General features: G+C 60.6%; 16 protein-coding genes and 1 pseudogene. 13 read left to right on the forward strand and 4 right to left on the reverse strand.

From position 1 onward, the window contains the following. Positions 1-22 precede the first annotated feature (22 nt). The 4 genes from J5T34_RS08400 to J5T34_RS08415 all read right to left on the reverse strand — a co-directional run bounded on the left by J5T34_RS08400 (position 23) and on the right by J5T34_RS08415 (position 3321). Positions 23-526, reverse strand: a complete 504-nt coding sequence (locus tag J5T34_RS08400; protein ID WP_006577978.1) for an Hcp family type VI secretion system effector — start codon at positions 524-526, stop codon at positions 23-25. Between the two features lie 97 nt (positions 527-623). Continuing rightward, the gene (gene tssC, locus J5T34_RS08405; RefSeq protein ID WP_149318825.1) at positions 624-2111 is read right to left on the reverse strand and encodes a type VI secretion system contractile sheath large subunit; all 1488 of its coding nucleotides are present in this window, start codon (positions 2109-2111) and stop codon (positions 624-626) included. After that, positions 2104-2625 carry a type VI secretion system contractile sheath small subunit gene (gene tssB / locus J5T34_RS08410; RefSeq protein ID WP_208579341.1) on the reverse strand — a complete coding sequence of 174 codons (522 nt, stop codon included), beginning with the start codon at positions 2623-2625 and terminating at the stop codon, positions 2104-2106. Before tssB ends, tssC begins: the two co-directional genes overlap by 8 nt. 66 nt (positions 2626-2691) lie before the next feature. Further along, positions 2692-3321, reverse strand: coding sequence for a hypothetical protein (locus J5T34_RS08415; protein WP_208579342.1), 630 nt, complete (start codon positions 3319-3321; stop codon positions 2692-2694). Between the two features lie 302 nt (positions 3322-3623). Between J5T34_RS08415 and tssJ the strand changes: the two genes are divergently transcribed. The 13 genes and pseudogenes from tssJ to J5T34_RS08480 form a co-directional block, all read left to right on the forward strand. Next, complete coding sequence (tssJ, locus tag J5T34_RS08420) at positions 3624-4253, forward strand: type VI secretion system lipoprotein TssJ (RefSeq protein WP_208579368.1); 630 nt, start codon at positions 3624-3626, stop codon at positions 4251-4253. 84 nt (positions 4254-4337) lie between these two features. Further along, a complete protein-coding gene (tssK, locus tag J5T34_RS08425) occupies positions 4338-5684 on the forward strand; it encodes a type VI secretion system baseplate subunit TssK (protein ID WP_208579343.1) in 1347 nt (448 codons plus the stop codon). Beyond that, positions 5681-6472 (forward strand): type IVB secretion system protein IcmH/DotU, encoded by a 792-nt coding sequence (icmH, locus tag J5T34_RS08430; RefSeq protein ID WP_208579344.1) that lies wholly within the window; start codon positions 5681-5683, stop codon positions 6470-6472. Before tssK ends, icmH begins: the two co-directional genes overlap by 4 nt. Before the next feature lie 82 nt (positions 6473-6554). Further along, the gene (locus J5T34_RS08435; RefSeq protein WP_208579345.1) at positions 6555-9536 is read left to right on the forward strand and encodes a type VI secretion system Vgr family protein; all 2982 of its coding nucleotides are present in this window, start codon (positions 6555-6557) and stop codon (positions 9534-9536) included. Continuing rightward, positions 9533-10948, forward strand: a complete 1416-nt coding sequence (locus J5T34_RS08440; protein WP_208579346.1) for a hypothetical protein — start codon at positions 9533-9535, stop codon at positions 10946-10948. The genes J5T34_RS08435 and J5T34_RS08440 overlap by 4 nt, the downstream gene beginning before the upstream one ends. A 10-nt stretch (positions 10949-10958) precedes the next feature. Beyond that, entirely contained in the window at positions 10959-12011 is a 1053-nt protein-coding gene (locus J5T34_RS08445) for a PoNe immunity protein domain-containing protein (RefSeq protein ID WP_208579347.1), read from the forward strand. Positions 12012-12177: 166 nt separating this feature from the next. Beyond that, positions 12178-13173 (forward strand): PoNe immunity protein domain-containing protein, encoded by a 996-nt coding sequence (locus J5T34_RS08450; RefSeq protein ID WP_208579348.1) that lies wholly within the window; start codon positions 12178-12180, stop codon positions 13171-13173. Positions 13174-13509: 336 nt separating this feature from the next. After that, positions 13510-13866, forward strand: coding sequence for a PoNe immunity protein domain-containing protein (locus tag J5T34_RS08455; RefSeq protein WP_244258770.1), 357 nt, complete (start codon positions 13510-13512; stop codon positions 13864-13866). Positions 13867-14074: 208 nt separating this feature from the next. Then, positions 14075-15139, forward strand: coding sequence for a hypothetical protein (locus J5T34_RS08460; RefSeq protein WP_208579349.1), 1065 nt, complete (start codon positions 14075-14077; stop codon positions 15137-15139). Between the two features lie 48 nt (positions 15140-15187). Then, complete coding sequence (locus J5T34_RS08465; protein WP_208579350.1) at positions 15188-15901, forward strand: hypothetical protein; 714 nt, start codon at positions 15188-15190, stop codon at positions 15899-15901. A 189-nt stretch (positions 15902-16090) separates the two neighbouring features. Continuing rightward, positions 16091-16252 (forward strand): annotated as a pseudogene (locus tag J5T34_RS23920) (PoNe immunity protein domain-containing protein); the annotation flags it as partial. Between the two features lie 50 nt (positions 16253-16302). Then, complete coding sequence (locus J5T34_RS08475; RefSeq protein ID WP_208579351.1) at positions 16303-17403, forward strand: type VI immunity family protein; 1101 nt, start codon at positions 16303-16305, stop codon at positions 17401-17403. A 471-nt stretch (positions 17404-17874) separates the two neighbouring features. Continuing rightward, positions 17875-18319, forward strand: a 445-nt coding sequence (locus J5T34_RS08480; protein ID WP_279633737.1) for a contractile injection system protein, VgrG/Pvc8 family, incomplete at its 3' end; no start/stop codon positions are given.

An 18319-nucleotide genomic window follows, 5' to 3' on the forward strand; every position in this document is an offset into this window, starting at 1 on the left:
CATCGGCCGACCAGGAACGGCATCAGACCGAATAGGTCTTGTCGTTCTTGGTCAGGCTCCAGGCGCCCTGCGAGTTGCCGCCCTGGTTGCCGCCGATCTTCTGTTGCGTGTACTTCCACTGCACCGCAGCGTACTTCAGCGAGAACTTGTCGGTCGGCAGCCCTTCGGCGGCGACCTTGGCATCGACAGCGCCCAGGATCGCGTTCTTCAGCTTGATTTCCAGGTACTTGACGCGCTTGCCTTCGCCGTCGGCGCGCATGAAATCGATGGTCACCTCATCGAAGGTCGTGCCGCCCGACGCGTGCTGATACAGCAGCGGGCTCACCACGTCCATGTCCTTGGTAAAGATCATTTCGCCGTGCTCGCAGCGCTCGGCGGTGTGACCGCCCGCGGTCGAAGCGGTCGCCGAACGCGGCTGCTTGATGTTGTGCTCCCAGCTGAGGACTTCGATCCAGTCCTTGTGGTCCTTGTCCTGGGATTCACCCTTGATGGCGGGATTACCGAACTTGACGTAGATATCCTTCATGAGACCCTCGATGAGATAGTGGCTTTGTTTCGCCTTAGAAAGTACTGCTGCCTCGACCGTCGGACGCCGGCTCAATGCCGGCGCCGACGGCAACCGGTTACGAGTTGGCGGCCTGCGGCAGGTCGGCGACCAGACGCAGCGAAATCGACAGCTCGTCGAGTTGGAAATGCGGGCGCAGGAAGGCTACCGAACGGTAAGCGCCGGGCTTGCCCGGGATTTCGGAAACCTGGATCGACGCTTCGCGCAGCGGGAACTGCGCCTTCTGTTCCTGGCTGGCGTTGTCGTCCAGCAGAACGTATTGCGAGATCCAGCGGTTCAGGAAGCTTTCGACGTTCTGAGCCGAAGCGAAGCTGCCGATCTTGTCGCGCATCATCGCCTTCAGGTAATGCGCGACGCGCGAAACCGAGAAGATGTACTGCAGCTGCGCCGACAGCACCGCGTTGGCGTTGGCGCTGTCGGTGTTGTACTTCTTCGGCTTCTGCACCGATTGCGCGGCGAAGAACGCCGCGTAGTCGGAATTCTTGCAATGGACCAGCGGGATGAAGCCCAGGTCGCTGAGCTCCTTCTCGCGGCGGTCGGTGATCGCGATCTCGGTCGGGCACTTGAGCGCGATCTCGCCGTCGTCGGTCTTGAAGGTGTGCGTCGGCAGGTCTTCCACCAGGCCGCCACCCTCGACGCCACGGATCGCCGCGCACCAGCCGAAGTCCTCGAACGCCGCGGTCAAACGCGCGCCGAAGGCCCAGGCGGCGTTGCACCACAGGTACTTGCTATGGTCGGTGCCGTCGACATCCTCGACGAAGTTGAAGCCCTCGACCGTGGTGCCGTCCTTCGGGTTGTACGGCAGACGGCCGAGGAAACGCGGCATCGTCAGGCCGACATAGCGCGAATCCTCGGATTCGCGGAACGACTTCCACTTGGCGTATTCGACCGTGTCGAACACCTTGGCCAGATCGCGCGGCTTGCCCAGATCGGCGAACGACTCCAGGCCGAACAGCTCCGGCGAGGCCGAGGCGATGAACGGCGCGTGCGCGGCCGAAGCGACGTGCGACATCTGCTCGATGAAGTAGATGTCTTCCGGCTGGCGCGTGATTTCATAGTCGCCGATCAGCGCGCCGAACGGTGCGCCGCCGAAGGTGCCGAATTCTTCCTCGTAGACCTTCTTGAATAGCGCGCTCTGGTCGAAATCGATCGCGGTCTTGAAGTCGCGCACCAGGTCGCGCTTGGTCGCGTTCAGCGCCTTGATCTTGATCATCGTGCCGGTCTGCGTTTCCTTGACCAGGTACGACAGGCCGCGCCAGGTGCTTTCCAGCTTCTGGAATTCCGGGGCGTGCATCACGGCGCTCAACTGCGCCGAGATCAGCCGGTCCAACTCGGCCACGCGGGCATCGAGCGTGGCCGACAGGTTGTCCGACACCACCACGGTGCCATCCAGCACTTCCTTGACCAGCTCGCCGATGATGTCCTTGGCGCGCGCGTGTTCGGCGTCGGACTTGGCGACGCGGCTCTGCTCGACGATCTCGTCGAGCAGGCTGGCATTGGCGACGGGCGCCGCCTGCGCGGCGACTGCGGCTTGAGTCTCAGGCATCCTGACCACCCTTCGGTTCGTTGCCGCCATGGCCGAGCCGCTGCAGCTTCTCGGTATTGGTCAGCACTTCGCTAAGCAAGTCTTCGAGCTTGTCATTGCCGGCAAGCTTGTTGCGCAGATCGGCCAGCTTGGAGCGGGCCTCCAGCAGCTTGCGCAGCGGCTCGATCTGGTCGACCACGGCTTCCGGGCTGAAATCGTCGAGCGAGCGGAATTTCAGGTCCACGCCGAACTTGCCGCCGTCCTCGGACAGCTTGTTGGGCACCTGGAACGCCGCGCGCGGCTCGACCGCCGACATCACGTCGTCGAAATTGTCCCGATCGATATTGACGAACTTGCGGTCGCGCAGCTTCGGCAACGCGACTTCCGACTGGCCGGACAGGTCCGCCACCACGCCGACGACGAAGGGCAATTCCTTCTGCTCGATGGCGTCGCCCTTCTCGACGTCATAGGTGAGCTGCACCCGGGGCGGACGCACCTTCTGCAGACGCTTTTGCACGCTTTCCTTCTTGGCCATGCGGATTCTCCGGTTGTTCCGGTCGTGATTGTCGGGATATTCGGGACGTTGGCGCCTGATCGTCGATCAGCGCAGCGCGCCGAACGGATCGGCGGAACCGGTACCGGCATTGGCGGCGGCCGGAGCCGCAGCCGGCGCAGCCTGTTCGGTCGGCGCGGCCTTGGCGCGCGGCGCCGGACGCGCGACCGGACGCTTGCGCACCGGCGGCTTCTTCTCCTCGGGGAACAGCACCTGCTCGCCGAGCGTTTCGCGCAGCATCTTGGCCAGGACCTGCGCGTCGGTGCGCACGTCCCCGGCCAGCGCGCTGTCATCGCGCAATTCCATCACCGAGCGGCGCGCCACGCGCAGGCCGCTGACGGCCAGGATGCTCTTCGCCTTGCGATCGTTGGCGTCGCGCTGCAGCGCCTCTTCGGCGGCAAGAATCGCCTGCGGGTATTTCTCGTCGGCGTACTGGATCTGCGCGATCTGGGACCACGGCTCCTGACGCGCGGGATTCGCCTTCGCGATCTCTTCGTACAGGCTCACCGCCTGTTCACGCTGGCCGCCCTTCAATGCTGCATCGGCCTGCGCCATGCTCTGCGTGAATGCTTCTTCCGATTGCGGACCCGAGGTGCTTCCGGTGGAGGCGCATCCCGAAAACAATGCGGCGGCACCAATGGCAATTGCAAAAGATCGTGAAAAGCGAAAAGGGATCATGGCTCTGACCGTCGCGTGGCTTTGTTGTTGACGTATTGTTCAATGCCGTCTCCGCAGTGGATAAAACAAAGCGGAGTAATAGATTGGTAAGCAATATTGGCCCAATCGGCGCGCAATAGTACACTCTGCGCGTCGCGGCTGACAACCATACCGAGGGGCGGTTCCAAACAGTGAATTAAATGAAACTGAACTCTGGTTTTCACGCCGCAATGCAACGTTGTGCAAACCATTTCATAACGCCGCAGCCAGCCATCAGGGTCGCGCACCGCATAGCACAGGCCAATAAGAAGAATCCGATTTGTATGACTTTTTTACAATTCTTTATAAATCGACGGACGGTGCTGGCCGGGCTGGCTGTCGTCACGCTGGCGTCATGTTCCGTTGGTACGCAGGTGCTGGCAGGCGCGGCGGGCGGAGCGCTCGAAGCCTTGGGAATCAAGCCTACCAACGTACCGGATGCGCAAAAGCCGCCGCGGCAGGTACCATTGCGGCTTTATGCCGGCAATAACCTGAATGCCGCCAATGACAATCGCGCTGCGGCATTGGTGGTAAGGGTTTACACCTTGAAGGAATCGACCGCCTTTATGCAGGCGCCCTTCGACGCCTTTGTCGACCCGGCACGCGAAAAACAGGTACTCGGCTCGGAATTGGTCAACGTTCGTGAAATCACGTTGATTCCGGGACAGCGTTATGACGTGATGGAGAAAGTCTCGCGCGAAGCGGGTGCGATCGGGGTGGTCGCCTTATTCCGCAGTCCGGCGCCGCAGCGCTGGAAGTTTGCCTTCGATGCAGCAAAGGGAGAGAAGTCCGGCATCACGATCGGCCTGCATGCCTGCGCGATGACGCTGACGGCCGGCGAGCCGTTGACGCCCACCGACGGCGTGCCGCGCTCCTCGCTGAATTTGCTGTCGCCGACCAGCTGCAGGGCGTGAGTCCGCACCGATGATGGCGATTGATTGCCGGCCGGCGCGCCGATCGGAAAAATATAAAGACGACAAGGCTAAACAAGGCTAATTGTGAGCGATTCCGCCAAGATCCTCTGGGGCGAAGGACTATTCCTTCGCCCGCAGCATTTCCAGCAGCAGGATGCCTATCACGAGGCGCGCCTGCATGCCACGGCCCAGGCGATTCAACCCTACGCCTGGGGGGTACGCCATGCCCGCTTCGATACCGATGCGCTGGCCAGCGGCATTCTGCGCATCAGCGAACTGTCGCTATTCTTTCCCGACGGCGAATGGTATTGCGCACCGCAATCGGACGAATTGCCCGCGCCGATCGCGCTGGCCAATCTGCCAGCCGGCGTTTCCGAATCGACCTTCCATCTCGCCCTCTATCCCTTGCGCGATTTCGGCGGCAATTATCGCGAGGCCGGCGACGGCGCGCCCTCTTCCCGTTTTGTCGGGCACCAGCGCGATACCGCCGACCTCTTTACCGAGGCCGAGCCGGCCTCCATTACCTATCTGAAAAAAGCGGTCAAGCTGATCGCCGATACCGAGCCGCGGGATCAATATATTTCGCTGCCGATCGTCCGCGTGCGCCGCACCGCCACCGGCGGCTTCGAACTCGACGGGAATTTTGTCGCGCCCAGCCTGGCCATCAATGCGTCGGCCGTGCTGTATCAACGGCTGCGCCGCCTGCTCGATGCGCTGCAGGCCAAGGTCAATGCGCTGTACGGCTTTCATCGCGAGCCAACCAAGAACATCATCGAATTCCGCTCCGGCGATATCGCGTCGTTCTGGCTGCTGCATACCGCCAATTCGTCGTTCGCCGCGTTGTCGCACCTGTATCACCATCCCGAGGTACATCCCGAACGGCTGTTCCAGGAATTGCTGCGGCTCGCCGGCGCGCTGATGACCTTCTCCAAGTCGTACTCGCTGGCCGACCTGCCTGTCTACGACCATGGCAATCCCGGCAAGGTCTTCGCGCAGCTCGACACGATGGTGCGCGAACTGCTCGACACCGTCATTTCCACGCGCTATTTCGCCATCGCGCTGGACGAATCGCGGCCATCCTTCCATCTGGGCCGGCTCGACTCCGGCAAGATCGACGACAAGACCCGCTTCTATCTGTCCGTCTCGGCCGATATGCCGACCGTCGAACTGGTCGATGCAATTCCCGCGCGCTTCAAGGTCGGCGCGCCCGACGACGTGGACAAGCTGGTGCTGTCGTCGATGCCCGGCGTGCCGCTGACCTATACGCCGCAGGTGCCGCCGGCCATTCCGGTGCGCCCCGGCGCCTGCTATTTCGGCATCGAGGCACGCGGGCCGCTTTACGACCGCATGCTGCAGGCGGGCACCATCACCATCTATACGCCGGCCGGTATCCGGGAACTTCAACTTGAACTGATCGCGGTGACCTCATGAGCTCCACTTCGATGCCCTCGCTGTTTGGCGATGCCCCGGCCGGGGCGGCCAGTGCCTTCGCGGATTCCGGCGATGCCTCGCGCCACGCGCGCACGCTGCTCGATCTGCTGTACGACGGCTTTTTCATGCTGTTCCTGCTGCGCAATGGCCAGCCGCCCGACAGCGCCGAGAACTTCCTCGCCAAGGTGCGCGGCTTTCTCGACGAGTTCGATCGTGGCGCCAAACGGCTGCACGTCTCGGCCGACGATGTGTTCGATGCCAAGTACGCCTTCTGCGCCGCCATCGACGAAACTATCCTGGCCTCGGACTTTGCGATCCGCGCCGATTGGGAACGCCGCCCGCTGCAACTGGTGCTGTTCGGCGAGCAACTCGCCGGCGAGACCTTCTTCACCAAGCTCGAGGCGCTGCGCGCGCAAGGCGCACCACGCCTGCAGGCGCTGGAAGTCTTCCACATGTGCCTGCTGCTGGGATTCCGCGGCAAGTACATCCTCGAAGGACCGGAGAAGCTCTCCTACCTGACCGCAAGGCTCGGCGACGAGATCGCCGCGATCAAGGGCAAGCGCGCGCCATTCGCCCCGCACTGGCCGCTGCCCGACAAGATCGCGCACACGCTCAAACGCGAGACGCCGCTGTGGATCTTCGGCGCGGTGTTCGCGCTGATCGCGCTGCTCGGATACCTCGGCCTGTCGTCGGTGCTGAACAAGCAGACCAACGATGCGATGCAGGAGTACTCGCAGGTGATCAAGCTCGGCCCGCGCTTCTCGCATCTGACGATTTCCCTGCCGTAAGGCGGATGTCGATCGATCATCGGATCGCGCCGCACTGACAGAACCCGACGCCGGACACCAACCACCCCTCGCCAAGGTAGCCATGATGCCCACCACGTCGCTGCCGTCGGCCGTACTTGCTTCGCTGCTCGGCCAGGGCACGCGGCAGATCGCGCTCGACACCCCGCTTCGCGAAGCGAATCTGATCGTCGAGCGCTTTACGGCAATCGAAGCGGTCTCGCGACCCTTCGCCATCGAGATTGACTGCCTGTCGCCGTCGGCGCATCTCGATACGGCCGAACTGGCGCGGCAGGAGATCACCCTGCGGCTGATGCTGGCCGATGGCCGCTATCGCGCCTGGCACGGCTTCGTCGTCGATTGCGCGGCGATGGGCGGCGACGGCGGCCTGGCGCGCTACCGACTCACCGTCGCACCCTGGCTCGAACGCCTGCGCGGCCGCGTCGACTGCTACGTCTACCAGGACAAGACCGCGCAGGAGATCGTCGAGGAAGTGTTCCGCGACTACCCGGCCGCCAACTTCCAGTTCACCGTCTCGCAGCCGCTACGCCGCCGCTCGATCTGCGCCCAGTATCGCGAGAGCGATTTCGACTTCGTGCAGCGGCTGCTGGCCGAAGAAGGCTTGTCCTACCGCTTCGAACACCTGCAGGGCGAAGACGACAAGCCCGAGGGCAGCCAGGCGCGCCATCGGCTGGTGGTGTTCGACAACGATGCCGAACGCCCGCCCTGCCCGCAATCGAGCATCCGCTTCCATCGTGCCGACATGACCGAGGAAACGGACACGATGACAGTCTGGTCCACGCGGCACAGCGTCGGGCCCAATGCCGTCACCGTCTCGTCGTGGGATTACAAGACGCTGACCGCCGCCTCGGCGCAGGCAAATGCCGCTTCGGTGCAAGGCGAATGGCCAACGCTCGAAGCGTTCGATGCGCATGGACCCTATCGCTATCCCGATGCGGCGACGGCCGATCGCGCGGCGCAATTGCGCATGCAGGCCGAGGAAGGTGGGTTCGTGCGGTTCGAGGGCGCCGGCACAGTGCGGCAATTGGGCGCGGGACAGCGCTTTGCGCTGACCGAACACTTTGGTGGTGATGACGAGGAATTCGTCGCGCTGTCGGTGCGCCACGAAGCGGCCAACAATCTCGGCGCCGATGTCGCCAAGCTGCTCGGCACCACCGAGGTCGAGGCTGGCGGCTACCGCAATACGCTCGAAGCGGTGCGCGCCGATGCGCCGATCGTGCCGCGTTTCCGCGCCAAGCCCACGGCGCCAGAAGGCCAGACCGCCATTGTCATCGCCGAGGGCGAGACGCCCTTGCATACCGATCGCGATCATCGCGTGCGGGTTCGCTTTCCGTGGCTGCGGGCGCCAGCACCGGCGGATCAGACCGCGGCGTTCACCGATCCCGGCTCCGACGACCTGACTCAGGTCACCGCCTGGGTCCGCGTCGCCGGCGCCATGGCCGGTCCGAACTGGGGCACGCATCACCTGCCGCGGGTCGGCACCGAACTGCTGCTGACCTTCCTCGACGGCGACATCGACCGGCCGTTGGCCGCGATGCAGCTGCACAACGAACAGGACGCTCCGCCCTGGGCCAATGACGGCAAGCCGCTCGCTGCGATGCTGTCCGGCTGGCATACCTGCGGCCTGGGCGGCGACGGCTACAACCAATGGGTCGTCGACGACGTCAAGGGCCGGCTGCGCATGCGCCTGGCCAGCTCCGCGGCGCAGACCCAGCTGAACCTCGGCTATCTGGTCGCGCAAGGCCCGCAGGATGCCCAACGCGGCCCATGGCGCGGCACCGGCGCTGAGCTGCGCAGCGACGCGTGGGCCGTGGTGCGCGCCGGTCAGGGACTGCTGCTATCGACCACCGCTCGTCCGCGCGCCACCGGCACCGTGATGGGCATGCCCGAGGCGATCGCGCTGCTCAAGGGCGCGCAACGCACCGCCGACCGCCTGTCGACCGCTGCGCGCACGCAAACCGCCCTCCCCTTGGCGGCCAACGAAGTCTTCGAGCCGCTGATGACGATGGTCGAGCCCGAGCAGGATGGGCGCTACGAAGACACCGTCAACGGCCAGGACGCCAAGCAGCCCGACGGCAAGCCGGTCGAGCGCTTTGCCGAGCCGCTATTGGTGGCGGAGGCGCCAACGTCTATCGCGGTGTCGAGCCAAGAGACCACTGCGGTCTATTCGGGGCGGCATGTGCATGGCACCGTGCAATCGGACTGGCAACTGACTGCCGGCAAGACCATTGCAATGGCCGCCGCCCAAGGCGTGTCGCTGTTCGTGCAGCGTAATGGCTTGAAGGCCGTGGCGGCGAACGGGCCGCTGTCCGTGCAGGCGCATGACGGCGCGATGGCGATTCTGGCGGATAAGGAAGTGGTGGTGACGTCTTCCAATGAGGCGGTCGAACTGCTGGCGCAGCAGAGGGTCGTGCTGCATGGTGCCGAGTCTCGTATCGTGCTTGATGGCGGCACGATTACGTTTGAGACGCCGGGGGTATTTGAGGTCAAGGGAGCGGGTCACCCATTTTCTGCGGGCGCTTCCAACGCCGCGGAGATACCCGCATTGCCGTTTGGTGCAGTGACATCGACAAACGCCCTGGAGCTGTATTACCGCTACGACGATATGAAGCCGGTTGTGGGTGCCCCTTACCGGATAGCCTTCGCTGACGGCACGACACTGAGCGGCAATCTAGATGATCAAGGATACGCGCGCATCGACAATCCCCCGGCATCCGGCACGGTGTTTTTTGGCTACGACTCTCGCGAGCCTTTCAGCGTCGATGATCGCCCCGCCAATACCTTGAAGGGCTTCTCCCCGGCCTCACCAGAGGATGCCAAGGCTGCGTTGGATCGCTACCTCGCCCAGGAAAAGGAATACCTGGAGGACAACTTCTTCCCTGACGAGATTGCGGCGATGGAGGAAGGCTTGGACGAATTCGAAGACATGATCAACGACTACGAATACGAAGGCGAAGTGGAAGCTCCGGCAATGACCGAAGACAGCAGCGATGACCACAATGAAATCATGCTCGGAGAAGCCAGCGCTGAAGAGGGGGTCGCATGAGCAGCGCCATTCAGCGGGCCCAGCAAGATACCCTCGGTGAAATTCTGACGTGGGTGGGCGAAGTCGTCGAAGGTCGCGGCGATTCCATTGCACAAATGATCGTCACCACAGTGCTCGGTTGCATCCCGTTTGTTGGGCAAGCCGTCGATGCGTACAACATCCTGCGATGCATTTGGCTCCTCACCCGCAATGCACGCAGCACGGACAACTGGATCGAACTGGTGCTCAGCCTTATTGCGCTTGTCCCCGGAATCGGCGACGCCTTGAAGAATGTGTTCAAGGCTCTCCGTAACGGCAAGGCCATGGGGCGTATCCTCGACTCGCTGCCCCGGTCTGTGCGCGGCAATATTGAGGACTGGTTTCGCAATCTGAACTGGGCTTCCTACACCCGGGAATTGACGCGCAATGTCGACGACATTTTCAGCGGACTCATCAATGTCCTCGACCGCCACGTAGTTGAATGGGTGATGGGACGCGACGGCGTCCGCCGGCTGGTCGCCCAGCTCAATTCTTTGAAGCGAATGGCGGCGCAGAAAATCAATGAGGCGATGGATACGCTGCGTCGGGCACACCAGCAGGCGGTAATGCAGCCGCTTCCGAGCACCACGGCTCACGTTCCAGCCGCTCCGCGCGCGCCCCGCAATCCCACGCCACAATCTCGCGCTCCAGCTACGGTAAAGACGACAACGTCTGGCACGGCTGCACCGCGAACTGGGCAAGCGACGGCGACGCAACGGCAAAGCCAGCGGGCACAACAGTCGCGTTCATACACGGGGGTATCGGGTGAACACATTTCGGATTACTACTATGTAAAGCGAAAGAGATCTCGCGCAAAAGTAAGCAATAGTGGTGTCCTATACGAAATGACACAGCCGGGACACCGCGGCATTGACCATGTTTGGCATTCGGAAAGACTTCCGTTCAAATACCGTATCAGCGACACGAAGGGAACGACCGCCGGTTTTCATGGGAAGCTCGAAACCGCTGAGGCAGTGTGGGCAGGCCTAAGGTACGGCATCGATGCCTATCTGGGTGAAGAGGAGGCGCCCCGCGCACGAAATGCGTTAGGACGAACAGTGCGAGACGGACGGCAACTAAGCCATCGCTGGGTCGCAAAGAAGATTAACAGTGCCTCTCTCACGCCTTCCGCACAACACGAATTGATTCCGGCAATTGAGGCTTGGGAGGAAGCGGAGTTTAAGCTAAGCGCAAAGATCGACATGAGTGGTGGCAGGCCGCGTCGAAGCCTTGTACGCTGTCCGTACGATAGGAGCTTGATTACGGTGGTTGGGCCAAACCATAATCGGCACAAGACATCCAATGGATCAATTTCGCCGCGATGCTGCAAACCGTTGACATCCCACCAGATTGCGACGGAGTTCGTGCTACCCACCACCATGCTTGCTGAATAGGGCGACAACTATGAAGGAACAAGGAATCAACTGGGAGAAATGGGCGAGTTGGAAGGTTTCTGAAGTGCGATTTCGAGAGAGGCGTGAACCACTCCTCCGCCATTCCACTTATTCAAAGCGCTTTGATGACAAGCTCGGCGGAATTGCTTCTGTAACGATCGACTTGCCAAAGCATGTGACCAAGGCAAAGCCTAGTGGTCTCATGACGTCAACTCGTCGACGCTTGTGGAACGCATTGGACTGGACGAGCCTACAGTATTCTGCAGGAGGTCAGATCGATGAGATTTCGCAGATCTGGCCCCATTCGATGAATTGGGCGGAACAGTATGCGAGCTTCCATGAGGCTTATCACGCCTCTCCGGAAGCTGAAGACCAGATCACGCCGCATGCCACACTTCGCGACGAAGAATACTGGATAGTCGCCCTTCGCATGGTTTGCTTCGGTATTCTCAGCGGATTCGGTCGCGACATGCCGCGGGTCATGGCCTTCCTCGATTATGGCAATGAGGACATGGGCGTGCGTGATGGACTGATCGAAAGATTGGTCGCCCCCTTCGTTGCCGACCGCGGCGCGCCGCCAAGCGAAGCGACTCGTCATCTTCCATACCGCAAACTATTCAAGGTCTTCGATGCTTCGCCGAGCGAACGCCCTGCTCTGATGGCGAAGTATCTCAACGAGTGGTATCACGCCAGCCGCAGAGAACCTTATGTCGATCAGCATGGTGAAGCAGACGTATCGTTCTACGGCTATTGGTCCTGGGAGGCGGCTGCAACTACAGTCGTGCTTGATATCGATGATTCCAGCTATCGTGATATGTCGTTCTACCCTAGAGACTGGGTGGACCACGCACGAAGTAGAAGCGCTGGACCACCTTCCGATATTGCACGGGAATCCTTTGCCGCTGGAGACACGGTTCCGAGGACGGGATGGTGGTTTACGCCAGCATTGTCGAGGTCGCGCCGTCACTTTCGACAAGGCGACACGTTTCCCAATATCGAAGGCTCTCAGTACGGCACGACATTCTGGCAGTGGGATGTCGATCAATCCGACCCGAAACTGTAAGCATCAGCACGTCGGTACGTATCAGGCCGTAGAGCTTGCTGACGGTCGTCCGTAGCACCATGCACACATTCGTCGCCAGGGCCTTTTGCAAGCATGGGACTGCGGAATTTGGCGACAACCGCTTGTGCTTGCGCGGCAGTGCCCGTCGAAGCAAAGGCATTACGGTATGCAGTTTAACGATAAGCGGCGTCAGCAGTTCTTGAGCGAGAAGAGCTATCAAACTGCTTGCAAGGACCTCGCCGAAGTCATCGAACTCCTTGAATCTGCACCAGCCGGCTCTGGACGAAACGAAGCGGAAGGTTGGTTGATTTCCTATCGCATGGCCGCCCAGCACATCTTCGACAAGCTAACGCTACGGTACACCGCTGGCGAGGCGATCGATCCGCTCCGTCAAGAACTGGAGCACGTAGTGGCTGCATACGAGCGCGCCACAAAACAATTACGAAAGTATGAGCGTGATCCTAATGCCATCGGTTTTGATATTGGCTCGTTCGATGGATACTGCCCATGTATTGGGCTAATCAGCCTTTGCTACCTACTCCATCGCCGAGACTTGCTTCCCCGTATTGCGGAGATGCTCGACGGGCCGGACAAGGTAAACGCCGGCATGGACTTTGTCATCGAGGAGTTCCTTGCCTACGCGCCATTAGACCGCTACGAGTGCGATGTTCTGCTCGCCACAAAACCTTTCGCAACACTGGCCGACGCGATGTCGACGGACGACAATGTCGCGGCACTCAAGGAACTACAAAAGTTCCTGAAGCGATGGTACAAAGATCTAGCCGCTGCGCCATGGCACGACACGCACAAGTCTTCGAGCCAGGCCGGCTACCACGGCTACTGGTCCTTCGAAGCAGGCGCGGCTGTTTTACTGCTTGGCATCGAGGACGACACAAGCCTGCACCCCTTCCTCTACTACCCGAAGGATATGGTTGCTTGGGCAAAGGCAAACATGGGACTACAACAGAGCGGAGGCACCTCGACAGGCGCAATGCGATGCGAACCAGGCGAGCCGTGCCCGCGTGCTGGTTACTGGATGACCCCCGCTAAAGCGAACTCTCGTCGCTATTTCGGTGCTGGCGAGATCATGCCGGATATTCAATCTGACTATGGCGCCGCCATCTGGCAGTGGGATGTCGACCAAGCCGACCCGAAACTGTAGGTCTCGGCTCGCCACCGGTTACTAAAGCTTGCTGAGGGCTGTCCGTAGCACCATGCCGCCATTCTTGCCGCGACACAGTCGCCGCGAGAGCATTTGGCCACCATGAAACTACGGACCATGACGCCCGATCGCTTGAAGGACACCACGTGACTACGCCACTGTACGTTCAGGAGATCAGCTCGGAATCGATAGACGCAAAAACATGACTCTTCAGCAAGCACGTCGGCAGAAATTCCTTAGCGAGGCGACCTTTCAGCGGGAAATGGACGAAATCCCAAAATCGATCGCCTTGTATTCGAGCAAGCCATCCGGGGCCGCACGCTCCGAAGCGGAAGGATGGGCACTGTCCTACCACGTTCTATTCTCACGTCCTTCTTGAAACGCTGGTATAAAGGGCTCTCGGGAACTGCATGGCACGACACACACAAATCAGTAGCCCAAGGCGGCTACTACGGCTACTGGTCCTTCGAGGCAGGCGCCGCTGTCTTGCTACTTGGCATTGAGGACGACACAAGCTTGCACTCCTTTCCCTACTACCCGAAGGATCTGGTTGCTTGGGCCAAAGCGAATATGGACCTTGGAAATGACCGGGATGCCTCGGCAACGGGCATACGGCCTGGTGCCTACGAATCGTGCTGCCCGGCCACGATAGCGTCTCGCCATAGGCCAACTGAGATGTCTCACGACCCGTAGCAAAATCGCTTCATCGAAAGCTCCACACCGAGCTGCGACAAGAGGATCGTTGCATCGGAGCGGATGGAGACAAAAATCGTACCGCCCCCGGATCGGACGACCAGAGAAGGCCCAGAGAATGAGCACGACTCACGGGGCTTTTACTCAGGAACAGCTTTCCGACTTTGTCCAGAACTTGCAGGAGTGACCGGCGACCGCCTGGGTAAACATGAAACTCCTTGCCGTTTTCGCCCTTGCTTTTGCGCTGACTCTTTGCCCGAACGGGGTAGTGGCTGCCCCGGCCTCTGCAGGCTCCGCAGTGTCGCAAGGACCCACACGGGAAAGCGCTGAATCAAGCCTCACGCTGTTCTACAAGCCTGGACGGACGAAAACGCAGATCGACGTCTCCGTCAACGAATCGGTCATCACGCGGATCCAACCAGGCGAGACCATCAAGCTGCTTCCCTCCTCCGGCCCTCTCACCGTCCACCTGGCCGCGCTACCACTGCGCGGCAAGGGCTCCGGCCCCACGCTCGCGTGGCAAACAGAAATCGAGGAAAGCAAGAGCAAGCACGTGGTCGTACAGATGAGCAACACAGGCATCAGCCTGCTCGAACAACGACGTTATGTGCGAGCACGTCCGTTCGACAAGACCTTTGCTCTCGATGGGGAGGACAACAGTTGGGTCAACGTATCGCCGCCCCCGCCGAATTCACTGCGTCGAAACGATAAGGCGCCCCGACACACGATTCAGTGGTCGTCGCCAAAATCATGGCCCGTGCGTGTCCTCTTTATCCCCGGCCATGCGCTCTACGAGTTCGACAAGAAGGGAAACGTCACTCGCATGGACGGGCGGCAACCGTCTTCGCCCCTGTCGATAAAGCAGGAGCGACACGGCAACAAACCTGCCTGGTCGAATGGCGATGTCTTCCATTTGGTCAGCGGCAACGCCGTCTTCGACGACAAGGTCGAGAGCGCACGAACATTCGTCAGGACAAGAGGTGGACGGGTCTGTCCAGCCATGGCTATCGCGGAAGCGTATAGGCGTCTACGCGGGCTTCCGTCTCCCATTTTCAGCGGAGCATGCGATCAGGCCATCCAATGGCGGCAATCGGGCACGCCCCTGTGGGCATATCAGTCAGACGCGAACAGCGGCGAGCCGCCCGAGTTGCTATGGAGCGTTCAGTATTTTCGCGATCCCGTGCGACCGCTCGCGGATTTCGAAGGCAAGTGCGTGTATGGATGCTCCGCGGAAATTATCCGGTCCGACCATCCTGCAAACCAACAACAGTGATTCGATAGCAGCTCCGTCGCAAGGCCATCTCCAGACGAAATTGCAAAAATGAGTACCCCGCTCTCCCCGCAGGAAATTTACCTACTGGAGCGCTACAGTTCCGTGGAGTATTTCGACGCCATGCGCCGCGCTTGGGAAGCTATGCTGCACCATCTTGAGGATTGCCTGGCCCGCTTCGTGACACATTTGCCGTCCGATTATCGTGCTCGTCCTCTACCTTTGCAACCCGATATCGTCTGGGGACAGCGCGTGATTCCCAATTTTCGCCAGACTGCAAAGCGTCTAGACGATGGCTTTATCAAGCTGACACATGGCGACGCCGAAGGTCTATTTGCCGCAGCGGGTGTTACGGGAGGGGTTCGCGGACAGCGTGATTTCTCTTCCGAATGGCTGGACGAGGTAAGTTCCGATGCGGCAGCGCGCTATGAGGAACTGCTACACGGTGCACATGGCTACGCCATCAATATCAGCACAACCGCGAACAGCGGATGGGTCGCCACCGTCCTGACAACAAATTACTCCGATGATTTTCACGGCCCGCTCGATCCACCTGCGACTTGGCCACGGTATCAACTCGACGGCACGGTTCAGGTAGAAACCCATGAACCGGTACCGGAGTCCGGCGTTTATCTGCCGGAGATTGCGGACTCCTGCGCGCAGTTCTTGATTGCCAACCGATCGGCACCGGACGCGCCCGTAGGGTTCGATGGGCAACAATACGTTTCCAAGAGCGCGACCCTATGGACACGCGTTCGTCGGTGAAGCACAAGACGTGTCCCACAGCTGACGCTGACAAAGTCTTAGACGCATTCGACATGGATTTTCAAGCCAAGCGACGTCAACGTTTCTTGAAAGAAGTGAGCTATCAAACTGCCTGCCTTGAGTTGGGTCAGGGCATCCGACTGCTGGAATTTGCAGGATCTGGCCGCAGCCCCGTGACATGACGCCCATAAGTCGCCAACCCAAGCCGGCTACTACGGCTACTGGTCCTTCGGGGCTGGCGGCGCAGTGCTGCTGCTCGGCATCGAAGATGACAGCAGCTTGCACTCGTTCCTCTACTACCCGAAGGATTTGGTGGCTTGGGCGAAGGGACATGTGGCCACAGTCGGTTAGGCGGCATACCGCGTTGACAACATCACGGTTAGGACAAGAGTGGAGCTCGTATGAGTACAACTCAATTGCTCTTCACAGAGGATGAGCTTTCTGGCTTTACGAGTGCACTGACCGAGTGGCCCTCTACCGCGTTCGACAATGGCCACTCCGAGATTGCCGTTTCGCCCTTTACGAGCTTTTACTTCCTTTATGAGCCTCACAGTTGGCGCGATACATCATTGTTGATGGTGGATACGCACGAGGAGTTCGAGCGCCTGACTGGCCATCCCTACAGGATTGCGACGCATCCGGTAACAGAACGACCACATCGATACGGTTCCAAGCGCGCCCCCGATCTTCGATCTCTCATCACGAAGATGAAGGGGAGTGAAGCTTTTCTGTTTAGCTTCACAGACGACGAAAACACGAACTCGTCTCCCGCGATAGCAGGCTGCTTCTGCAGGAAGCGCGATTACCTGAACAAGCGGCATCAGGATGATGATCGTCCCCCAGCCTACTCCTACATGCAGTTTTATTATCGGTGGCAATGGTGGCTAGACCATCAGGAAGACTGGCGCCGGTTCCTCCTCAGCACCGTAGAAAGGCTTCGCCCCGAACAGGTTTACAGCGGGTTTTCCATCGCGAACCCACTGGCGCTTGGAGCGCGATCCGAGGTTGCAGTATGGGAGCGCCGCCTGACGGAACGCTTCTATGGCTTGGACATCGACTACCCATTTGGCATGTCGATGGGGATGGACGAGTCTTTGCCCGCCGGCCTAAGGCCCGCAACCTGGGGTTTCTTCCTTGCAGACCACTGGCGCGCGAAGCTTGGCGTAAGCCGCGAGCATGTCGCCGCGGTGGCGAAGGAAGCAGGAATCAGCGTTTACGACTGCAAGACGGGACTGTGGTTGGAGCTGGGCGATGAGCCACGCTTGTATCCCGTTGCGGATGGCGTTCCTCCAATGCATGTCGCGCTCAATGCCCTACTGCGACCGCTTCGCAACGATGCCCTTGATCTTGTCGGTACAGGGGAATGGGACGGCGATCTGAACGTCCGCTTCAACCGACGCGACGCCAAACGGTGGCTAGGCCGCTTTGACGAGGAAAGCGATTGGCCAAACGCCGCCGCCCGCATACGGACAAACGAAGTCTCGCGGAGCGATTCGACCTGAATTCCGATACGTAGATGAACGCCGGCGATAGAACGTGTTGAGGTGAAGGTCGACAGCTATAAAGGGCAACCATGAGCTGCTCCTTCTCTGAACGGCGACGGCAGGAATCCCTCAGCGAGCAGCACTGGCTGCAGGAAGTGGTCGACATACCGGAAGTTCTCTCGATGCTTGCCAGCGGGCCTCGGTCGCAGCGAACTCCGAGGCAGAGAGATGGACCCTTTCCCTTCAGTCCATTGCGCGTAGCCGCTATACCTCGACAGCCATCGCCCTACGGTGAGAGCCAGGAGCGATGGAGCGGTGATCCGGCAGAGGGGTGTCGGTCAATTCGGCCCAAGACTGTAGATATCGGACCTTCATCGAACGTCGTATCAAGCCGTAAAGCTTCCTAAGGGCCGTCCGTAGCACCATGCCACCATTCTTGCCGCGACACGTTCGCCGCAAGGGACTTTGGTAAGCATGGGACTACGGATCATGATGCCCGCCCCTTTTGTTCCGCCTCATCTCATCTCTGCTCTGCTGCGCCAGAGAAGCCGACTGATCGCCCTCGAAACGGGGCTGATCGAAGTCAGCCTAATAGTGGAACGCTTCTCCGCAATCGAAGCCATATCCAAGTCCTTCGCCATCGAGATGGACTGCCTGTCGCCGTCGGCGCATCTCGATACGGTCGAACTGGCGCGGCAGGAGATCACGCTGCGGCTGATGCTGGCCGATGGCCGCTATCGCGCCTGGCACGGCTTCGTCGTCGATTGCGCTTCGATGGGCGGCGACGGTGGCCTGGCGCGCTACCGGCTCACCGTCGCACCCTGGCTCGAACGCCTGCGCGGCCGCGTCGACTGCTACGTCTACCAGGACAAGACCGCGCAGGAGATCGTCGAGGAAGTGTTCCGCGACTACCCGGCCGCCAACTTCCAGTTCA

The sequence above is a fragment of the Cupriavidus gilardii genome, from assembly GCF_017598945.1.
GTDB classification, from domain to species: Bacteria; Pseudomonadota; Gammaproteobacteria; order Burkholderiales; family Burkholderiaceae; genus Cupriavidus; species Cupriavidus gilardii_E.

What these genes read in the sequence shown, in the direction of transcription:
- J5T34_RS08400 (WP_006577978.1), bottom strand. Translation starts at nt 526, where the DNA reads ATGAAGGATATCTACGTCAAGTTCGGTAATCCCGCCATCAAGGGTGAA.
- tssC (WP_149318825.1), bottom strand. Translation starts at nt 2,111, where the DNA reads ATGCCTGAGACTCAAGCCGCAGTCGCCGCGCAGGCGGCGCCCGTCGCC.
- tssB (WP_208579341.1), bottom strand. Translation starts at nt 2,625, where the DNA reads ATGGCCAAGAAGGAAAGCGTGCAAAAGCGTCTGCAGAAGGTGCGTCCG.
- J5T34_RS08415 (WP_208579342.1), bottom strand. Translation starts at nt 3,321, where the DNA reads ATGATCCCTTTTCGCTTTTCACGATCTTTTGCAATTGCCATTGGTGCC.
- tssJ (WP_208579368.1), top strand. Translation starts at nt 3,624, where the DNA reads ATGACTTTTTTACAATTCTTTATAAATCGACGGACGGTGCTGGCCGGG.
- icmH (WP_208579344.1), top strand. Translation starts at nt 5,681, where the DNA reads ATGAGCTCCACTTCGATGCCCTCGCTGTTTGGCGATGCCCCGGCCGGG.
- J5T34_RS08435 (WP_208579345.1), top strand. Translation starts at nt 6,555, where the DNA reads ATGATGCCCACCACGTCGCTGCCGTCGGCCGTACTTGCTTCGCTGCTC.
- J5T34_RS08440 (WP_208579346.1), top strand. Translation starts at nt 9,533, where the DNA reads ATGAGCAGCGCCATTCAGCGGGCCCAGCAAGATACCCTCGGTGAAATT.
- J5T34_RS08445 (WP_208579347.1), top strand. Translation starts at nt 10,959, where the DNA reads ATGAAGGAACAAGGAATCAACTGGGAGAAATGGGCGAGTTGGAAGGTT.
- J5T34_RS08450 (WP_208579348.1), top strand. Translation starts at nt 12,178, where the DNA reads ATGCAGTTTAACGATAAGCGGCGTCAGCAGTTCTTGAGCGAGAAGAGC.
- J5T34_RS08455 (WP_244258770.1), top strand. Translation starts at nt 13,510, where the DNA reads ATGGGCACTGTCCTACCACGTTCTATTCTCACGTCCTTCTTGAAACGC.
- J5T34_RS08460 (WP_208579349.1), top strand. Translation starts at nt 14,075, where the DNA reads ATGAAACTCCTTGCCGTTTTCGCCCTTGCTTTTGCGCTGACTCTTTGC.
- J5T34_RS08465 (WP_208579350.1), top strand. Translation starts at nt 15,188, where the DNA reads ATGAGTACCCCGCTCTCCCCGCAGGAAATTTACCTACTGGAGCGCTAC.
- J5T34_RS08475 (WP_208579351.1), top strand. Translation starts at nt 16,303, where the DNA reads ATGAGTACAACTCAATTGCTCTTCACAGAGGATGAGCTTTCTGGCTTT.